This window comes from Pantoea sp. LMR881 (assembly GCF_027157825.1).
GTDB lineage: Bacteria > Pseudomonadota > Gammaproteobacteria > Enterobacterales > Enterobacteriaceae > Pantoea > Pantoea haifensis.
Genome location: NZ_JAPVOK010000002.1, coordinates 2828600 through 2846128, shown reverse-complemented (window position 1 = coordinate 2846128; position 17529 = coordinate 2828600). Strand labels below are relative to the sequence as shown.

Genomic DNA, 17529 nt, shown 5'->3' with positions numbered 1-17529 from the left:
CGCTCACCCAACGACGCTTCACCAAATACCACGCGGGCGCGTATTAATGCCTGATGTTCCCATGTCCAGGCTTCATGATGTTGGTAATCTTTGTACGCTTCAAACGTGCTGACTAACATCCCTGCAGCACCTGATGGGCGCAGACGCGCATCGACGTCATACAAAATACCGGATGAGGTTCGGGTACTAAAGAGATGCATAATGCGCTGCGCCAGACGCAGATAAAACTGGCGGCCATCAATGGTGCGTTCACCCGTAGTCACGGCCTCCAGCGGACAATCATGCAGGAACACCAGATCGAGATCAGAGCTGTAGCCCAGTTCCCAGCCCCCAGTTTGCCGTACCCCAACACGGCAAAACCGCGCGCGTTTTCGTCAGTAAGATGGGAAGGACGCCCATAGCGTTGCACCATCATATTCCAGGCGTGCTGAACCACCGATTCGATAATGGCTTCCGCCAGCCAGGTTAAGTGATCGCTAACTTTCATTACCGGCAGCGTTTCGGCAATATCAGCAGCGGCAATGCGTAAATGCTGCGCCTGTTTAAACTGACGCAACGCTTCAAGCTGTTGCTCTTCGTCGTCGGCAGGAATACGCATTAAATATTGACGTAACTCGTCGCGATAGGCGTCGGTGGCTGTTGGTTGATAGAGCGTGGCGGGATCAAGCAGCTCATCCAGCAGCAGCGGATGACGTGCTAACTGGCTGGCAATCATTGGCGAAGCGGCACAAAGCCGGATCAAATGACGCAGCGCACCATGATATTCGGTTAATAACTCCAGATAAGTGCTGCGCGTCAGTATGCCCAGCAGCAGCGGCGTTAAACGATGGAAAGTTATTGCCGCATCCGCTCGCGGGCATACTTCACTCAGCAAACGCGGCATAAGCTGATCAAGGGCCTGACGGCCACGTGGTCCAATGGTGCGGCGGCTAATATCCTGACGAAACGCTGTCAGCGTTTGATGCAGCGAATAACGCTGTTCATCACTTAATTGCGGCATCAGCAGCGCCAGTTCACCCTCATCCAAATCGTCCTGCCACAGCACAGTAAACTCTGCCAGTTCGCGTTGATCGTCAATATCGGGCGTATCTTCGCCAATCAGCTCATCGAAAATGGCGCGCACGGCGGCCATGTGCATTTCAAGCTGCGTCATCAAGGCGGGCCAGCTATCCATTCCCATCGCCCATGCCAGACGCGCCTGATGAAGTGCTTCTTCTGGCAACGTTTGGGTTTGCTCATCCGCAATGCTTTGCAGCAGGTTTTCCAGGCGGCGTAGAAACAGATATGCTGCGCGCAGCGTCTCAATCTGCTCCATCGGTAACAGCGACAGCGCCCCAATCGCCGAGAGCGTAGGCATTAAAGCGCGCAATTGAAGCGAACGCTCACGCCCTCCGCGAATAAGCTGAAAAACCTGAACGATAAATTCAGTTTCGCGAATGCCACCTGCACCGAGTTTGATGTTGTTTTTCAAGCCTCGTCGCCGTACTTCTCGCGTGATCATGCTTTTCATATTACGCAGCGACTGGATCACGCTGAAATCGATATAGCGACGATAAACGAAGGGCCGCAGCATCTGCTGCAATTCCAGGCTCCAGCGATCCTGCTCATCCCCCATCAAGCGCGCTTTGACCATAGCATAGCGTTCCCAGTCGCGGCCTTGCTCCTGATAATAATCTTCCAGCGCCGCAAAGCTCAGCACCAGCGGGCCGCTGTCGCCAAACGGGCGCAGACGCATATCAACGCGATAGACAAAGCCATCAACGGTGGGTTGATCGAGAACTTTGATTAAACGTTGCCCCATCCGGGTAAAAAACTGGGCGTTATCAAGTTCACGGCGGCCACCTTGCGTCACGCCGTTTTCAGGCCAGGCAAAGATCAAATCAATGTCAGAAGAGAAGTTAAGTTCGCCACCGCCGAGTTTACCCATGCCTAAAATCAACATCGGCTGAGCCTCGCCTTCGGCATTACAAGGCGTGCCAAAGTCGCGGCAGCAATCCTGATAAACCCAGTCGCGCGCGCATCCAATCAGCACTTCTGCTAATACGCTTAGCTGTTGCAGGCTTTGCTCAGTGGTTGCATGGTTAAGGCACTGCATCCAGGCGATACGCACCAGCATGCGGCGGCGAAACAGCCGCAATACCCGCATCAGAGCCGCCTCATTTTCTACTGCGTGCATATCCTGAGCCAGCCACTCAGCATAATGCTGCCACTCATTCGCTTGAGGCGATCGCTGCTGAAGGTCTCGCCACCAGTCGGGGTGTTGTTGCAGATTTTCAACCACGAAATCACTGAATGCCAGGCCAGCGGCCTGTTCCGCGCTGAGCGTGTCGGGCGTCAGGTTCAGCCGCTCGGCTGCGCGTTCAGCTTGTGTGCGTAATAGTGCAGGTAATTCTGACAACATAATCCCTCCCTGATGGCGTATGCAGGTTTAGCGTGCCGGGCCGCTGCTTTTCCAAAAACCAGGCTGTTTGATTGCCTGTACGGCCAGCCAGGTTAATCCGTTTTCTTGATGTGACTGGATAGCCAACTGCAACTGTTGCCAGGCCGCCAGCCATAGCGTGACCGCCTCTGGCGTATAAGCACCAGCCAGTAAATGAACGGCTAACAACTGGCGCGACAGGCGCGTTGCTTTGTCGTGATATTCATTGGGCTGCTTGATTGAGTTAAAAGTCTCACGCAAATCGGCATTGATGCGGGCCAGCATGATGTCGCTGAATCGCTTAAACGATCCCTGCAGTTTGGCTTTGCTTTTCTCGTCAATCCATTGCTGCCACTGGGATTCAATCAACCAGTGAGTCAGTGCTAACTGGGTTTCTACTGAAAGCGGAGAAAAACAGAACGTTTCCGCATTAACCGTTTCGTCATTCAGCATTTCTTCCAGCGTTGTGAGCTTTTGTCGCAGCTCGCTGCTGGCTTTACGTGGCACTAGCGCACCAAACAGAGCAAACGCCTGGCGGAGAACCTCCAGCGCCTCACGTACAGCTTCCTGCGCGGAGGTATTACCGCGTAGCCAGACTTCTTCATGATATTGCCAGTGGTTAAGGCCAGCCGACAACGCCGCAATCATGCCCTCTTCAACCGTTGCCTTTGCATCAACTTTCAGTACGGGGAAAGCACGGATCGGACGCAACTGATTCCCCTGCGCCAGCTGATAACCGCGAGCGGCTTTACTCAGGCTTCCCATTCGCAAGCCACCCATTGCAATCAGTTTTTGAGCAAAGCCCAGCATGTCACTTCGCTCACCACGCTTTAATTCCAGCTCGACTTCAATCAGCGGTTCACTAAATGCATCTGTTAATACTTCACCGCGATCGAATGCCACTTCAATTTCACTGCTGCCAACCGTTACCAGCCAGGTCTCACGCTGAAAGTGAGTAGTGAACAAGGGTTGCAAACGTTGCTGCAACGCCGCGATGTCCGTTCCCTGCGGCCAGATATCCGCAGGTAGCCGTGCGATATCTAACGTCGCCTCGTCTAAATCAACATTATATTCCTGACGCTGATGCAGGCCGCCCAGCGTTTTGCCACCGCCCTTCAGCGTCATTTCATAACGTTGGTCAACCCCGCGAATACGCAACCCCATATCCCAACGCCGCAGTTGGTTGTCGTCGGTTTCAAAATAGATGTTGGTTAACTCGCGCGCAGCCTGATGTTGATGCGGCCACGCCGCAAGCGTTTCTGCCAATTTCTCAGCACTGTGCGTGGTAGCAATGAACTTTAATTCGATTTCAATGGTCATAATTTTTTATTCAATACGCCGCTGGCATTTAAGAGGATTTCACCCGCATATTTCGAGCCGTAACCAGCATGTTACTGTTGCTGTAGCTTGAAAGCTAAAGGGTATATCAGGCGAAGAGTAATGCACAGAAGCCGGGCTGTCTCTGCTTTCTTTGTGCTTTCGCGGCCCTTTTCGCAGGCAAATGAGACCAGGATAGTTCTCATTCAGATTTATGCGAAGCCTCTCCAGACTGTGCCGGTAAATTTTTTTGGTCATTACGCAAATCGAAATCTAATGAAAAAAATCACTCTCGCTGGAATTACTTTGCTGGTCCTCAGCACGCTTGCACCTGCCCACGCCGAAGAAAAACGCTATATCTCCGATGAGTTATCCACCTGGGTTCGTAGCGGACCAGGCGATCAATTTCGCCTGCTCGGCAAGCTGAACGCGGGTGAAGAAGTGCAGCTGTTGCAAACTAATAACGATACGAATTACGGACAAATTCGCGATTCGGAAGGTCGGACGACATGGATCCCACTTTCGCAGTTGAGCGCCAGTCCCAGCCTGCGTACCCGTGTACCGCAGCTTGAGCAGCAGGTCAAAGATCTGACGGCCAAACTGGATAACATCGACAACAGCTGGAACCAACGCACCTCAGAAATGCAGAACAAAGTGGCGAACAGCGACAGCGTGATTAACGGGCTAAAAGATGAGAATCAAAAGCTTAAAAACGAGCTGATCGTCGCGCAGAAAAAAAGTGAATGCGGCTAACGTCCAGCTCGACGACAAACAGCGCACCATCATTATGCAGTGGTTTATGTACGGCGGCGGTGTGCTGGGCGTAGGCTTACTTTTAGGCTTAGTATTGCCGCATATGGTGCCGCGTCGTAAGAAAAATGATCGCTGGATGAATTAAGTCTAAACCTGCTTTTTGAAAGGGGATCGTCAGATGCCCTTTTTGGCATGCCTGCAATTTAGCGAATATGTGCAACAATAGACCAACATGCACGCCTGATTAAAGGTACAGGAAGCCGCAGGCGCGCAAGTCACTTATTTATCTCTGGAGTTGTTAAGTGAAGACGTTTCTTGTAGGTGGCGCGGTGCGTGATGCGCTGTTAAAACTGCCGGTTAAAGATAAAGACTGGGTTGTCGTGGGTGCGACGCCAGAAGCCATGCTTGAGCAAGGTTATCAACAAGTTGGTCGCGATTTCCCGGTTTTTTTACACCCTGACAGCCGTGAAGAGTATGCGCTGGCCCGTACCGAACGCAAAAACGGTAAAGGTTACACCGGGTTTGTTACCTGGTCAGCGCCGGATGTCACGCTGGAGCAGGATCTACAGCGGCGCGATTTGACCATCAATGCCATTGCGCGCGACGAAAAAGGTGAGTTGTTCGATCCTTATCATGGTCAGCGTGATATCGCACAGCGCCAGCTCCGTCACGTCTCTGCTGCTTTTAAGGAAGATCCGCTGCGGGTGTTGCGCGTGGCACGCTTTGCTGCCCGTTTCGCCCATCTCAGCTTCCGTATTGCTGACGAAACTCAGGCCCTGATGCGTGAAATGGTTGAAAGCGGCGAGCTGGCGCATTTAACGGCTGAACGCGTTTGGAAAGAGACCGAAAAAGCCCTGACTTCACGTAATCCTCAGGTCTATTTTCAGGTACTGCGCGACTGCGGCGCGTTAAAGATACTGTTTCCTGAGCTGGATAATCTGTTTGGCATTCCGGCCCCTGCAAAATGGCACCCTGAAATTGATACTGGCGTACATACGCTAATGACGCTCGCTATCGCAACGGCGTTATCTGACTCGCTCGACGTGCGTTTTGCCACCCTGTTTCATGATGTCGGTAAAGCCCTTACGCCGCCCGATAAGTGGCCCAGCCACCATGGTCATGGCCCTGCCGGTGTTCCGCTGGTTGAGGCGTTGTGTCAGCGCCTGCGTGTACCCAACGCGGTGCGTGATTTAGCATTAATTGTTACCGAGTTCCATGATGTGGTGCATACGATTGAGCGTCAGTCGGCAGAATCGCTGGTTGCCTTGTTTGATCGCATTGATGCCTGGCGTAAACCGCAGCGCGTTGAACAGATGGCACTGACCAGCGAAGCGGATGCGCGCGGCCGCGCCGGATTAGAAAGCATGGCGTACCCGCAAGGCGATTATTTGCGCCGTGCTTTTGCCTCGGCTCTGGCGGTTTCAACCAAAGCGGTTGTGGAGGCGGGATTTAAAGGCATTGAGGTGCGGGAAGAGTTAACGCGACGACGCATTGCAGCCGTCGCGGAAGGGATTGCGGCTTCGCGGTCAAACTAGCTGACCGCGAAGGGGTTTACATGAACACCATGTAAACCGCTGCGGCGACGATAAAGCGGTAGATAGCAAACGAAACGAAAGAGATACGTTTGATCAGCTCAAGGAAAACTTTGATGGCAATCATCGCGACGACGAAAGCGGTAATGAAGCCGACGGCGAACATCGGTAAATCATCCATTGTCAGGAAGTCGATACTTTTGTACAGATCCAGCCCGGTTGCGCCCATCATCATCGGCACCGCGAGAATGAATGAAAATTCAGACGCAGCATAACGGCTCACACCCATCAGCATTCCACCGGAAATGGTCGCGCCTGAACGAGAAAAGCCCGGCCACAGTGCCAGACACTGGAAGCAACCAATCATAAACGCCTGACGATACGTGATGTCATCAAGCCCCATGGCTTTAGGTAACTTAGGCTTGAGATATTCTGCCGCCAGCAGCAGCACACCGCCCACCACTAACGCATACATAACGTTGATAGGGTTAAACAGCGTTTTGATCTGATCGTGCAGCACCAGTCCCACCACCACTGCCGGAATCATGCCCAGCAGGATATGGATTAACGTTAAATGGCCACGGCCTACACCTTCATGCTTCACTTCACCGAAGTGAATACCGATCAAACCAAATAAACGGCGCCAGAACATCACGACCACCGCCAAAATAGAACCTAACTGAATAACCACTTCAAAGGTTTCTGCCTTTTCGCCTTCAAATCCCAGCAGGTGCCCCACTATAATCATGTGCCCGGTAGAAGAGACTGGTAAGAACTCAGTCAACCCTTCTACAACGCCCAGGATTGCAGCTACCCAAAGCTGATGAATATCTGCCATCAAAATTTCCCTCTGTCCGTGTTAAAACCGTTAAAAAGGCGGTAGCGCAAGTGCTATCGCCTGAAAACATATCTGCATTCGCCTGAATAAAACCTGAAGGTTTTGAACCATTTTGCGTTAAAGAACGAAACGGCACCTGCTATGACAAACAGTAATTTGGTTTGGTTTCATTGTGATGGCAATCACGTCGCGGTTATTTAGGAATAGTCCCGCGCTCAATTCGCACGCCAACCTGCGCTGCCTGCGCCACAGCCCCCGGTTTTGCTACCTTTATACGTACACCAGGCGAATTGAAACGGTTCATCAACAGATCCGCGATTTCTTCAGCCACACGCTCAACCAGGGCAAAACGGCTGCCGGTTAAGTGCGTCAGGATAGCTTCCGACACATCGGCATAGCTCAGACAATCTTTTACATCGTCACTGCTGGCCGCCTGTCGGTTATCCCAGGCCATTTCGACATCGAGCACCAGCTTCTGCTGAATGCCCTGCTCCCAGTCGTAAACGCCAATGGTGGTGAACACCGTGAGTTGTTCTATAAATACGATATCCATGATGTCAGTCTCTGTTTTTGGCTAAGCCGGATACCACTTCCGGCGGATTATGCGTATTATCCACGGTTGAAGAGAACAAAACGACCCTAAAGGAAACGGTACCGTGTTATGAGTGCTATCGCGCTTGGTATGATTATTTTCGCGTATCTTTGCGGCTCAATTTCCAGTGCGATTCTGGTTTGCAAACTCGCCGGCCTGCCCGACCCTCGCACCCACGGCTCTGGAAACCCCGGCGCAACCAATGTGCTTCGCGTTGGCGGTAAAGCCGCAGCAATTTGCGTTTTAGTTTTTGACGTGTTGAAAGGCATGGTGCCAGTCTGGCTGGCCTATTTGCTGCACGTTTCCCCGCTCTACCTCGGCTTAACGGCGATTGCGGCCTGCCTCGGCCACATTTATCCCGTCTTCTTTCGTTTTCGTGGCGGTAAAGGCGTGGCGACGGCGTTTGGTGCCATTGCACCGATTGGCTGGGATTTGACCGGGCTGATGACCGGCACCTGGCTGCTGACCGTTCTGTTGAGCGGCTATTCATCACTGGGCGCGATTGTCAGTGCACTGATTGCACCTTTTACGTCTGGTGGTTTAAACCGCAGTTTACTTTCCCGGTTTCGATGCTCTCTTGTCTGATATTGTTGCGTCATCATGACAACATTCAACGTTTATGGCGTGGACAGGAAAGCAAAATCTGGAAGCGTAAGAAAAAGCGTGAAAAATAAAAAAGCCGGCCAGCCGGCTTTTTTCGTATCAGATAGCGGGCAACTCCGCCAGTGGCCAGCGTGGCCGAACACTGACGCCTAGTTCTCCGCGCGTTCCGCCTTTCAGGCGAACCATACCTGCATAGGCAATCATCGCGCCGTTATCAGTACAAAACTCAGGACGTGCGTAAAACACCTCACCGCCACGCGCCTGCATTATTTTAGCCATCTGCTCACGCAAGGTGCGGTTTGCACTGACGCCGCCAGCAATCACTAACCGTTTGAAACCCGTCTGATCTAGCGCACGTTTACACTTGATCGCCAGCGTATCGACCACGGCATCTTCAAAGGCACGTGCAATGTCAGCGCGTGTTTGATCGTCGTCACTGTTGCCACGAATCGTGTTAGCGGCGAAGGTTTTCAGGCCAGAAAAGCTGAAATCCAGTCCAGGGCGATCGGTCATGGGACGCGGAAATGTAAAACGTCCAGCCGTGCCCTGCTGCGCCATTTTCGACAGCATCGGGCCACCGGGATAATCCAGCCCCAACAGCTTAGCCGTTTTATCAAATGCCTCACCGGCGGCATCATCAATCGATTCGCCCAGCAGTTCATATTCGCCAATTCCGGTTACGCTAATCAGCTGCGTGTGACCACCGGAAACCAGCAGAGCAACGAAAGGAAATTCTGGCGGATTATCTTCCAGCATAGGTGCCAGTAAGTGGCCTTCCATATGATGAACCGGCACCGCCGGTACTTTCCAGGCAAAGGCCAGTGCACGACCAATAGTCGCTCCCACCAGCAATGCCCCCACTAAACCCGGCCCTGCGGTATACGCAACCGCATCAATTTGCTGTGGCTGTAAATTTGCTTGCTGCAGCGCCGCCTGAATCAGTGGCACGGTTTTACGCACATGATCGCGTGACGCCAGCTCGGGCACCACGCCGCCGTAATCGGCGTGCAGTTTTACCTGGCTATAAAGCTGATTAGCCAGCAGTCCGGCCTCGTCATCATAGATTGCGATGCCGGTTTCATCGCACGACGTTTCAATACCCAGAATTCGCATTGCATCACCTCTTTCTTGCGGCGCGCAGTTTAGCACAGCAAATGTGCAGTAAGGGCGATGGTTGCTTGCAAAAAGTGATTTTCTGTCGCCTAAAGAGTGCGCTATACTCCCGCCCCTGAAAAAAAACCGGCAGCCGCAAAGGCAAACGCTCCTGTTGGTTTCAAATTATCCATGGTGCTTTACAAACCAGCTCGTGTTGGAGTAAAATGCTGCACCATTTTGAAATGTGCTGGCGCCGCAGTCAGCAGCAAAAACCGAATTTTATTGAGGTGAGAGTTACATGCCGGTAATTAAAGTACGTGAAAACGAGCCGTTCGACGTAGCACTGCGTCGCTTTAAGCGTTCCTGCGAGAAAGCAGGCGTTCTGGCTGAAGTTCGTCGTCGTGAGTTCTATGAAAAACCGACTACCGAACGTAAGCGCGCTAAAGCGTCTGCTGTTAAGCGTCACGCCAAGAAACTGGCTCGCGAAAACGCACGCCGCACTCGTCTGTACTAAGTTCTTCTGGAGGTTCTCCTCCACCGCGTGATACACGCAGACAGAGTCAAGTAAAAGGCCGTGCTTTCCGAAAGGAAGCGCGGCTTGTTGCCGTTTATGAGCTGAAAAACCGGGGCATATGGCTGGACGAATTCCACGCGTATTTATTAATGATTTACTTGCCCGCACGGACATCGTGGATCTTATCGATGCCCGCGTTAAGCTGAAAAAGCAGGGTAAGAATTTCCATGCGTGTTGTCCTTTTCATAATGAGAAAACGCCCTCTTTTACCGTAAACGGTGAGAAACAGTTTTATCACTGTTTCGGCTGTGGTGCCCACGGCAACGCTATCGATTTTTTAATGAACTACGATCGTCTTGAGTTTGTTGAAAGTATTGAAGAGTTGGCCACCTCCCACGGCTTAGAAGTGCCCTATGAAGCCGGCAATGGCCCCACGCAGATGGAACGCCATCAGCGCCAGAGTCTGTATCAGCTCATGGATAATCTGAACGGCTTTTATCAGCAAAGCCTGCAGCAATCCACTGCACAACCCGCCCGCGACTATCTTGATCGTCGTGGCCTGAGCGCCGACATCATCAATCACTTTGCGATTGGTTATGCGCCAGCCGGTTGGGACAACGTTCTCAAACGCTTCGGTACGCAGCCAGACGATCGTGAATCGTTGATGGAAGCGGGCATGTTAGTCACCAATGACAAAGGGCGCAGCTATGACCGCTTTCGCGAGCGCGTTATGTTCCCGATTCGCGATAAGCGAGGCCGCGTTATTGGTTTTGGCGGACGTGTATTAGGCAACGAAACGCCTAAATACCTTAACTCGCCGGAAACACCGATTTTTCACAAAGGCCGTCAGCTTTATGGCCTGTACGAAGCACTGAAAAATCATCCTGAACCTGCCCGCTTACTGGTAGTTGAAGGTTATATGGATGTGGTTGCGCTGGCGCAGTTTGGTGTTGATTACGCCGTTGCATCGCTCGGGACGTCAACCACAGCGGAACACATTCAGTTGCTGTTTCGCAGCACCGACAACGTTATTTGCTGTTATGACGGCGATCGCGCTGGTCGCGAAGCGGCATGGCGCGCGCTTGAAACCGCTCTGCCTTACATGAATGATGGTCGTCAGCTACGCTTTATGTTCTTGCCTGACGGCGAGGATCCCGACACGCTGATACGCAAAGAGGGCAAAGAGGCGTTTGAAGCGCGGATGGAGCAGGCAATGCCGCTCTCCTCCTTTTGTTTGATACGTTGCTGCCGCAGGTTGACCTCAGTTCACGCGACGGTAAAGCGCGCCTGAGTACGCTGGCGCTGCCTTTGATTACGCAGATTCCAGGTGAAACCCTGCGCATTTATCTGCGCCAGTCGCTCGGCAATAAGCTGGGTATCCTGGATGACAATCAGCTTGAAAAGTTGATGCCCAGGCAGGCTGCAAGCGGAACGGCACCGGTTGCGCCGCCGCTAAAGCGCACCACCATGCGCGTATTAGTGGCGTTACTGATACAGAATCCGCAACTGGCTGCCCTGGTGCCATCACTGGATGGTCTTTCAGAGTCAAAGATGGCGGGTTTACCGCTGTTTATTGAACTGGTCAGCAGATGTAACGAGAATCCTGGCTTGACCACCGGCCAGCTACTAGAGTTATATCGCGGAACAAATTTTAGTCAGACTCTTGAAACCCTGGCGATCTGGAACCACATGATAGTAGATGAGGAAGCGGAAGCCGTATTTCAGGATTCGCTGGCCAGTATTTACGACTCCGCGCTTGAACAGCGTCTTGAAGCGTTAATCGCACGGGATCGTACTCAAGGGTTAAGCGCCGAGGAACGCCGCGAGTTCTGGACATTAAGCCAGGCGCTGGCGAAAAAATAACACTTTTACCTGGCCTGCTTTTCGGAACCATTAAAAAGCGGGCCGGCATGATTTACAGGCTTACTTACAATTTAGGGTTTTAGAACCCAACATGAATACCGTTCCAGGGTCATCAGCGTCGAAGCCAGTTTCGTCACCGCCAGCGCAAAGTACCGGAGCGTACTAAAGTACGTGAGGATTACGCGCACTGCCGGAGTTGAAAATGGCGAGTAAGCCAGACCCGGATAGTAAAAGTTTGCGGCTTAAGTGCCGATTAATGATGGGCAAAGCCCACGCCGCGACGAGGGCAGCGGCAAGAATACAACGCCTTCACTGCTATTGTTGGCTCGCTGCCGACCGACACCAATCTAATTAACAGAAGTGTGGATACCGTCTTATGGAGCAAAACCCGCAGTCACAGCTTAAGCTTCTTGTCACCCGTGGTAAGGAGCAAGGCTATCTGACCTATGCTGAGGTCAATGACCATCTGCCGGAAGATATCGTCGACTCCGATCAGATCGAAGACATCATCCAGATGATTAACGACATGGGCATCCAGGTGGTTGAAGAAGCCCCGGATGCCGACGATCTGATGCTGAACGAAAACAGCTCCGATACTGACGAAGATGCCGCGGAAGCCGCCGCTCAGGTATTGTCCAGCGTTGAATCTGAAATTGGCCGTACCACTGACCCGGTCCGCATGTACATGCGTGAAATGGGTACCGTTGAACTTCTGACACGTGAAGGCGAAATCGACATCGCGAAACGTATCGAAGACGGCATCAACCAGGTTCAATGCTCTGTTGCTGAATATCCAGAAGCGATTACTTATCTGCTGGATCAGTATGACAAAGTTGAAGCAGGCGAATCACGTCTGTCGGATCTGATCACCGGTTTCGTCGATCCCAACGCAGAAGAAGATTTAGCGCCGACCGCAACACACGTGGGTTCTGAGTTGTCTGAAGAAGATCGTAACGACGATGATGATGACGATGAAGAGAACGATGACGACAGTTCAGAAGACGATAACTCTATTGATCCTGAACTGGCGCGTGAAAAATTCTCTGACCTGCGCGCGCAGTATGAAGTCACGCGTACCGTGATCAAAAGCAAAGGCCGCAGCCACGCTGACGCCATTGCCGAAATCCAGAATCTTTCTGACGTCTTTAAACAGTTCCGCCTGGTACCGAAGCAGTTCGATTACCTGGTAAACAATATGCGTGAAATGATGGAACGTGTCCGTACTCAGGAACGTTTGATCATGAAGCTGTGTATTGAACTGTGCAAAATGCCGAAGAAAAACTTTATCACGCTGTTCACCGGCAACGAAACCAACGAGAGCTGGTTCAAAGCGGCGCTGGCAATGAACAAACCCTGGTCGGAAAAGCTGCTGGAAGTGCAGGATGACGTGATGCGCTCCCTGCAAAAACTGGCACAGATCGAAGAAGAAACCGGTCTGACCATTGAACAGGTGAAAGATATCAACCGTCGCATGTCGATTGGTGAAGCCAAAGCGCGTCGCGCGAAGAAAGAGATGGTGGAAGCCAACTTGCGTCTGGTGATCTCAATCGCCAAGAAATACACCAACCGTGGCTTGCAGTTCCTGGATCTGATTCAGGAAGGTAACATCGGCCTGATGAAAGCGGTTGATAAGTTTGAATATCGCCGTGGTTATAAGTTCTCAACTTATGCAACATGGTGGATTCGTCAGGCAATTACCCGTTCTATCGCTGACCAGGCGCGTACCATCCGTATTCCGGTGCATATGATTGAGACGATTAACAAGCTCAACCGTATTTCTCGCCAGATGCTGCAAGAGATGGGCCGCGAGCCGACGCCAGAAGAGCTGGCTGAACGCATGCTGATGCCAGAAGATAAAATTCGCAAAGTGTTAAAAATCGCTAAAGAGCCGATCTCAATGGAGACGCCGATTGGTGATGATGAAGATTCACATCTGGGCGATTTTATCGAAGACACCACGCTGGAGCTGCCGCTGGACTCAGCGACGTCAGAAAGCCTGCGTTCTGCCACGCATGACGTGCTGGCTGGTCTGACCGCGCGTGAAGCGAAAGTGCTGCGTATGCGCTTCGGTATCGATATGAACACTGACCACACGCTGGAAGAAGTGGGCAAACAGTTTGACGTAACGCGCGAGCGTATTCGTCAGATCGAGGCCAAAGCACTGCGTAAACTGCGCCATCCGAGCCGTTCGGAAGTGTTGCGTAGCTTCCTCGACGATTAAGTCAGATAAAAACCCCGGCAAGCCGGGGTTTTTTATTTCTGCCACGGTGATATTTCAGTCACTGCGTTTCATTACAGCTTCCTGCAATTGCTGATACGCCTCGACTATCTCTGCTAACGATGCCCGGTTCAGACCGCTGGGGTTTGGTAATACCCATACCTGCGTTTTCCCCATGAAAGTCGGCTGTGCGCCCCACTCCACTTTACTTTGCTGAAAAGCACGCTTAAAGGCATCCTTACCCAGTATGGCTAACGCTTTTGGCTGGTAGTGCAGCACTTTTTTCATCAGGCGTTGTCCGCCTTCACGTAATTCTGCCGCTGCCAGCTGATTTGCCTGCACTGTAGGACGCTCAACCAGCATCGTGATACCGCAACCGGTTTCCAGCAGCTTATGCTCATCCTCTGGTTTCAGCTGTTGATGCGTAAATCCTGCCAGATGAATGACGCGCCAGAAGCGATTGCCGGGGTGCGCAAAGTGATAACCGGAATGTGCCGTCGAGTAGCCAGGATTGATACCGCAGAACAACACGTTAAGATCGGTTGCGATAATATCGCTGATGTTGTGTTCGCTCATTTCGCCTCCAGACCTGCACGGACCTTCAACGCATGGCGACTCAGCGCCAGCATTTGACTGGCGCGTTGATCATCAGGACAGGCACGCGCTAACGCCAGCGCGCCAACCATTTCCGCCAACATGCTGGTTGCCAACGCTTCTGGCTGCGCATGACCTAAGTCGCTTAACGGACGCAACAGCCGTGTCTGCACTGAGTCTATTCCTTCGGCAAATATCTCACGCGCTGCCAGCGGCAGATGGGCTACTTCACTCACCAGTGCAGGCAACGGACACCCTTCCGCTGGCCTGTTACGGTGCGTCTCGGAGAGGTAGTAATCAATAAAAGTTGCCAGTCGCTGTGCCGGTTGCTCTTCCTGCGCACCCGGTGCAGGCCGTTGCGCTGAATCAGCAAACATCTGTTTCATGACTTCCTGTACCAGGTCATCACGCGAATGAAAGTGCGCATAAAAGCCACCGTGCGTTAACCCTACCCGCTTCATCAATGCTGCAACGCCAATGCTTTCTGTGCCGTTTTCGCGCATCACACGCGCCGCTTCATCAAGGATGCGCTGGCGCGTGCGCGCTTTGTGCGTCAGTTTTTCCATATCATTACCACTGCTTTTGCTTTGCACTCGTTCTGCCAGTCATAATAATTATTATGACCATCATATACCAGCTTGACGAAGAATATGATGACCGTCATATTTACTGTAATTATGACAATCATCATATGAGGAGTAAATTATGGCAATCGCATCAACATCAGACCTGGCTTTGATCACTGGCGCCTCTGGCGGTATCGGTGCAACTTACGCTAAACGACTGGCAGCCCGCGGTTACGATCTGATTTTAGTGGCGCGCGATCAGACACGTCTTGAGGCACTGGCGGCCTCGCTCATCCAACAATATGGCGTGCAGGTAAAAGTTTTAAGGGCGGATTTAACCCACGCTGACGACCTGCAGCGCGTAGAAGATGAGATAATCAACAATCAGCATATTACTCTGTTGCTGAATAATGCTGGCATGAGCGTGGCGGGTGAATTCCTGAGTGCCGATATCGAACGCATTAACACAATGCTGGCATTAAATATTCTGGCACCTACGCGCCTTGCACATATTGCCGGGCAAGCTTTTTAAGGCGCGTGGCAAAGGGACGATTATTAATATCGCCTCCGTGCTGTCGCTGATTCATGAGAACTTCAACGGTGCTTACAACGCGACAAAATCTTATGTACTGACACTGACCCGCGCTATGCAGCGTGAACTGGCTGAAAGCGGCGTGCAGGTACAGGCAGTGCTGCCCGGCGCAACGCGAACAGAGATTTTTGATCGTTCAGGCACACCAATTAACCAAATTCCCGCTGAGATGTTGATGGATGTTGATGAGATGGTTGATGCGGCACTTGTCGGTCTTGAGGCTGGCGAAGCCGTGACCCTTCCGGCGCTGGAAGATTTGGCGCTGTGGCAAGAATATGACCGTGCACGCGGTGCCATGCTGCCGTTCTTGTCACGTAATCAATCAGCTTCGCGTTATCGTTGAGCAGGCGATAAGCGGAGAAAAAGTTTACGGGGTGGCTGCATCAGGCGCGTTGGTCAGGGATGACAATCCCTGCTGCCTTGCAGTATCAGAAGATAATCCAAAGCAACCGGTAAGGCTAATCGGAAAGAATTCAGGATATTATGAGCTAAATCAAAGGCTCAGCGAATGCTGATTATTTCAGCAACCAGCAGCTGAATGCTGGATCGCCTTGCTTAGATACTTTATAATCCCCGCTCCGCTGGCCCCTTAGCTCAGTGGTTAGAGCAGGCGACTCATAATCGCTTGGTCGCTGGTTCAAAACCAGCAGGGGCCACCAAATTTGCAAGACTCAGACAGGAAACTGGCTGGGTCTTTTTGCTTTTTCCTTTCACAAGAATTTTTTCGCCCTCCAATGGAAAGCTTCTTACTTTTTAACAGATTAAACAGCAATAGATTATTGTTATTCTTAACAGATAAATTAGTCACAACCTAAATAATTTTAAAAGAGAAGCGTTAAGTGCATTTAATTCTGCCTCATTGCTCTTCTCATTCATTTAAACAACTAACTGGTTAACAACATAAACATCAACAAAAATCACTCGTCCGCGCTTTTTCAGTGTTCTTTATGATAAACAACATCCTCATCCCCATCAGAAAAGCGATCAAATGTTTTATATGTTGCCGTATCGAATAACGATATTGCTTCAACTTCTTCCATAGGGATAACGTGTCTGAAATGCTGTAAATTTAAAGGGATTGAGTCAGGTGTAATATTTGCGCTTAAATAGAGTTCATAATAACGGTGTTGCTCATGATACCTGAGCGTATCTTTATCTCGATAACCGCTAATATATGGAATGATTGCGAGATGTTGAGTATGGGAATTTTCAATGCGAGGCGCGGCAACATAGCCTATGTAGACTTTTCTGGACTTTAGCGTGACAAAAATAAGCTTATCTTCGTCAATAGCCTGAACAAGCAAGGATTCAATCCCATCCTGCGCAGCCATCTCCCGATACATCGCCTGTCTTTTATTTTCATCTTCTAACTCTTTTCTGGCTTTATTCCCTGCTTCATAAGCGATAAAGACTGCGAGTAATAAAGAGATCCAGACAAAGATAGGATAAGACATTATTTTTTCATTCAAAAGCCACAGATGTATATCTGAGTGCAATCTGGGCCAGATAAAACCTAATAAATTTATAATGCCGCTCAGGAAAAACAAGAAAATGAAAATAACGATGCCCAGCAGGAACCCCTGAACAGCAAACTTACATCCATGCATCGCAACATAAAAGTAGGCGTTCCAGCCATCTGTGCGTTCCTGACGTATGCGGGAGGGGTAATGATTTTCTGTATACCAGAATCCACAGACCAACACGACCATGATCACTAAAGGTCCCATGCCGTTTCCTTAGCCTTTTGACGCTAATTCTTCCATACGTGCGCGCATAGATTCACGAACTTGTTTGTTGCTCATGTTTAACGTGGCGGCGCCATTCGCATCGGTAGTAATTTTACTGCTATCAGACTGCTGAATGTTTTTTTGTACCATTTGCTGCATGAATTTACCTGGCACAGCTAAAACATGCTTCACACTACGTTGGAAAAGTCGTGTCATCTCTCCTCCTGACTCACCTTTACCGACTGACTGTCAGACTGTAAATAAGCTGTATATAAACACAGACAAACGCGATTGTCGCGCATTATC

Annotated in this window: 11 protein-coding genes, 1 tRNA gene and 5 pseudogenes; 8 read left to right on the top strand and 9 right to left on the bottom strand. The window is 51.1% G+C overall.

Annotated features, from left to right (window positions below; all coding sequences use genetic code 11):
* Window positions 1–50: 50 nt before the first annotated feature.
* Window positions 51–2401: pseudogene (gene glnE / locus O3W44_RS15250) on the bottom strand (bifunctional [glutamate--ammonia ligase]-adenylyl-L-tyrosine phosphorylase/[glutamate--ammonia-ligase] adenylyltransferase); the annotation flags it as partial.
* A gap of 27 nt (window positions 2402–2428) precedes the next feature.
* The gene (locus O3W44_RS15245; protein ID WP_269293717.1) at window positions 2429–3739 is read right to left on the bottom strand and encodes a CYTH domain-containing protein; all 1311 of its coding nucleotides are present in this window, start codon (window positions 3737–3739) and stop codon (window positions 2429–2431) included.
* Between the two features lie 273 nt (window positions 3740–4012).
* Between O3W44_RS15245 and O3W44_RS15240 the strand changes: the two are divergent.
* Window positions 4013–4634 (top strand): annotated as a pseudogene (locus O3W44_RS15240) (TIGR04211 family SH3 domain-containing protein).
* Window positions 4635–4791: 157 nt separating this feature from the next.
* Window positions 4792–6024, top strand: a complete 1233-nt coding sequence (locus O3W44_RS15235) for a multifunctional CCA addition/repair protein (RefSeq protein ID WP_269293716.1) — start codon at window positions 4792–4794, stop codon at window positions 6022–6024.
* Window positions 6025–6040: 16 nt separating this feature from the next.
* Here the strand turns inward: O3W44_RS15235 and bacA are convergent, their stop codons facing one another.
* Window positions 6041–6859 (bottom strand): undecaprenyl-diphosphate phosphatase, encoded by an 819-nt coding sequence (bacA, locus tag O3W44_RS15230; protein WP_269293715.1) that lies wholly within the window; start codon window positions 6857–6859, stop codon window positions 6041–6043.
* 193 nt (window positions 6860–7052) lie between these two features.
* Window positions 7053–7412 (bottom strand): bifunctional dihydroneopterin aldolase/7,8-dihydroneopterin epimerase, encoded by a 360-nt coding sequence (folB, locus tag O3W44_RS15225; protein WP_269293714.1) that lies wholly within the window; start codon window positions 7410–7412, stop codon window positions 7053–7055.
* A 108-nt stretch (window positions 7413–7520) separates the two neighbouring features.
* Here folB and plsY point away from each other — a divergent pair.
* A pseudogene (gene plsY, locus O3W44_RS15220) lies at window positions 7521–8125 on the top strand (glycerol-3-phosphate 1-O-acyltransferase PlsY).
* Between the two features lie 28 nt (window positions 8126–8153).
* Here the strand turns inward: plsY and tsaD are convergent.
* Window positions 8154–9167 carry a tRNA (adenosine(37)-N6)-threonylcarbamoyltransferase complex transferase subunit TsaD gene (gene tsaD, locus O3W44_RS15215; RefSeq protein WP_269293713.1) on the bottom strand — a complete coding sequence of 338 codons (1014 nt, stop codon included), beginning with the start codon at window positions 9165–9167 and terminating at the stop codon, window positions 8154–8156.
* A 280-nt stretch (window positions 9168–9447) separates the two neighbouring features.
* On the opposite strand from tsaD, the gene rpsU reads away from it, so the two are divergent.
* From rpsU to rpoD, 3 genes and pseudogenes are all read left to right on the top strand, one after another.
* On the top strand, window positions 9448–9663 hold the full coding sequence (gene rpsU, locus O3W44_RS15210; RefSeq protein WP_001144069.1) for a 30S ribosomal protein S21: 216 nt from the start codon (window positions 9448–9450) through the stop codon (window positions 9661–9663).
* A gap of 118 nt (window positions 9664–9781) precedes the next feature.
* Window positions 9782–11526: pseudogene (dnaG, locus tag O3W44_RS15205) on the top strand (DNA primase).
* A 376-nt stretch (window positions 11527–11902) separates the two neighbouring features.
* A complete protein-coding gene (gene rpoD, locus O3W44_RS15200; RefSeq protein ID WP_269293712.1) occupies window positions 11903–13747 on the top strand; it encodes an RNA polymerase sigma factor RpoD in 1845 nt (614 codons plus the stop codon).
* 54 nt (window positions 13748–13801) lie between these two features.
* On the opposite strand, the gene mug is transcribed toward rpoD, so the two are convergent.
* On the bottom strand, window positions 13802–14320 hold the full coding sequence (gene mug, locus O3W44_RS15195; RefSeq protein WP_269293711.1) for a G/U mismatch-specific DNA glycosylase: 519 nt from the start codon (window positions 14318–14320) through the stop codon (window positions 13802–13804).
* Window positions 14317–14904 (bottom strand): TetR/AcrR family transcriptional regulator, encoded by a 588-nt coding sequence (locus O3W44_RS15190; protein WP_269294451.1) that lies wholly within the window; start codon window positions 14902–14904, stop codon window positions 14317–14319. The genes mug and O3W44_RS15190 overlap by 4 nt, the downstream gene beginning before the upstream one ends.
* 139 nt (window positions 14905–15043) lie before the next feature.
* Between O3W44_RS15190 and O3W44_RS15185 the strand changes: the two are divergent.
* Together O3W44_RS15185 and O3W44_RS15180 are read left to right on the top strand one after the other, a co-directional pair.
* Window positions 15044–15839: pseudogene (locus O3W44_RS15185) on the top strand (SDR family NAD(P)-dependent oxidoreductase).
* 240 nt (window positions 15840–16079) lie between these two features.
* A tRNA-Ile gene (locus tag O3W44_RS15180) sits at window positions 16080–16155 on the top strand.
* A gap of 276 nt (window positions 16156–16431) precedes the next feature.
* Here the strand turns inward: O3W44_RS15180 and O3W44_RS15175 are convergent.
* Both O3W44_RS15175 and O3W44_RS15170 read right to left on the bottom strand, forming a co-directional pair.
* On the bottom strand, window positions 16432–17223 hold the full coding sequence (locus O3W44_RS15175; RefSeq protein WP_269293710.1) for a hypothetical protein: 792 nt from the start codon (window positions 17221–17223) through the stop codon (window positions 16432–16434).
* Between the two features lie 9 nt (window positions 17224–17232).
* Window positions 17233–17439, bottom strand: a complete 207-nt coding sequence (locus O3W44_RS15170) for a hypothetical protein (RefSeq protein ID WP_269293709.1) — start codon at window positions 17437–17439, stop codon at window positions 17233–17235.
* Between the last annotated feature and the right edge of the window lie 90 nt (window positions 17440–17529).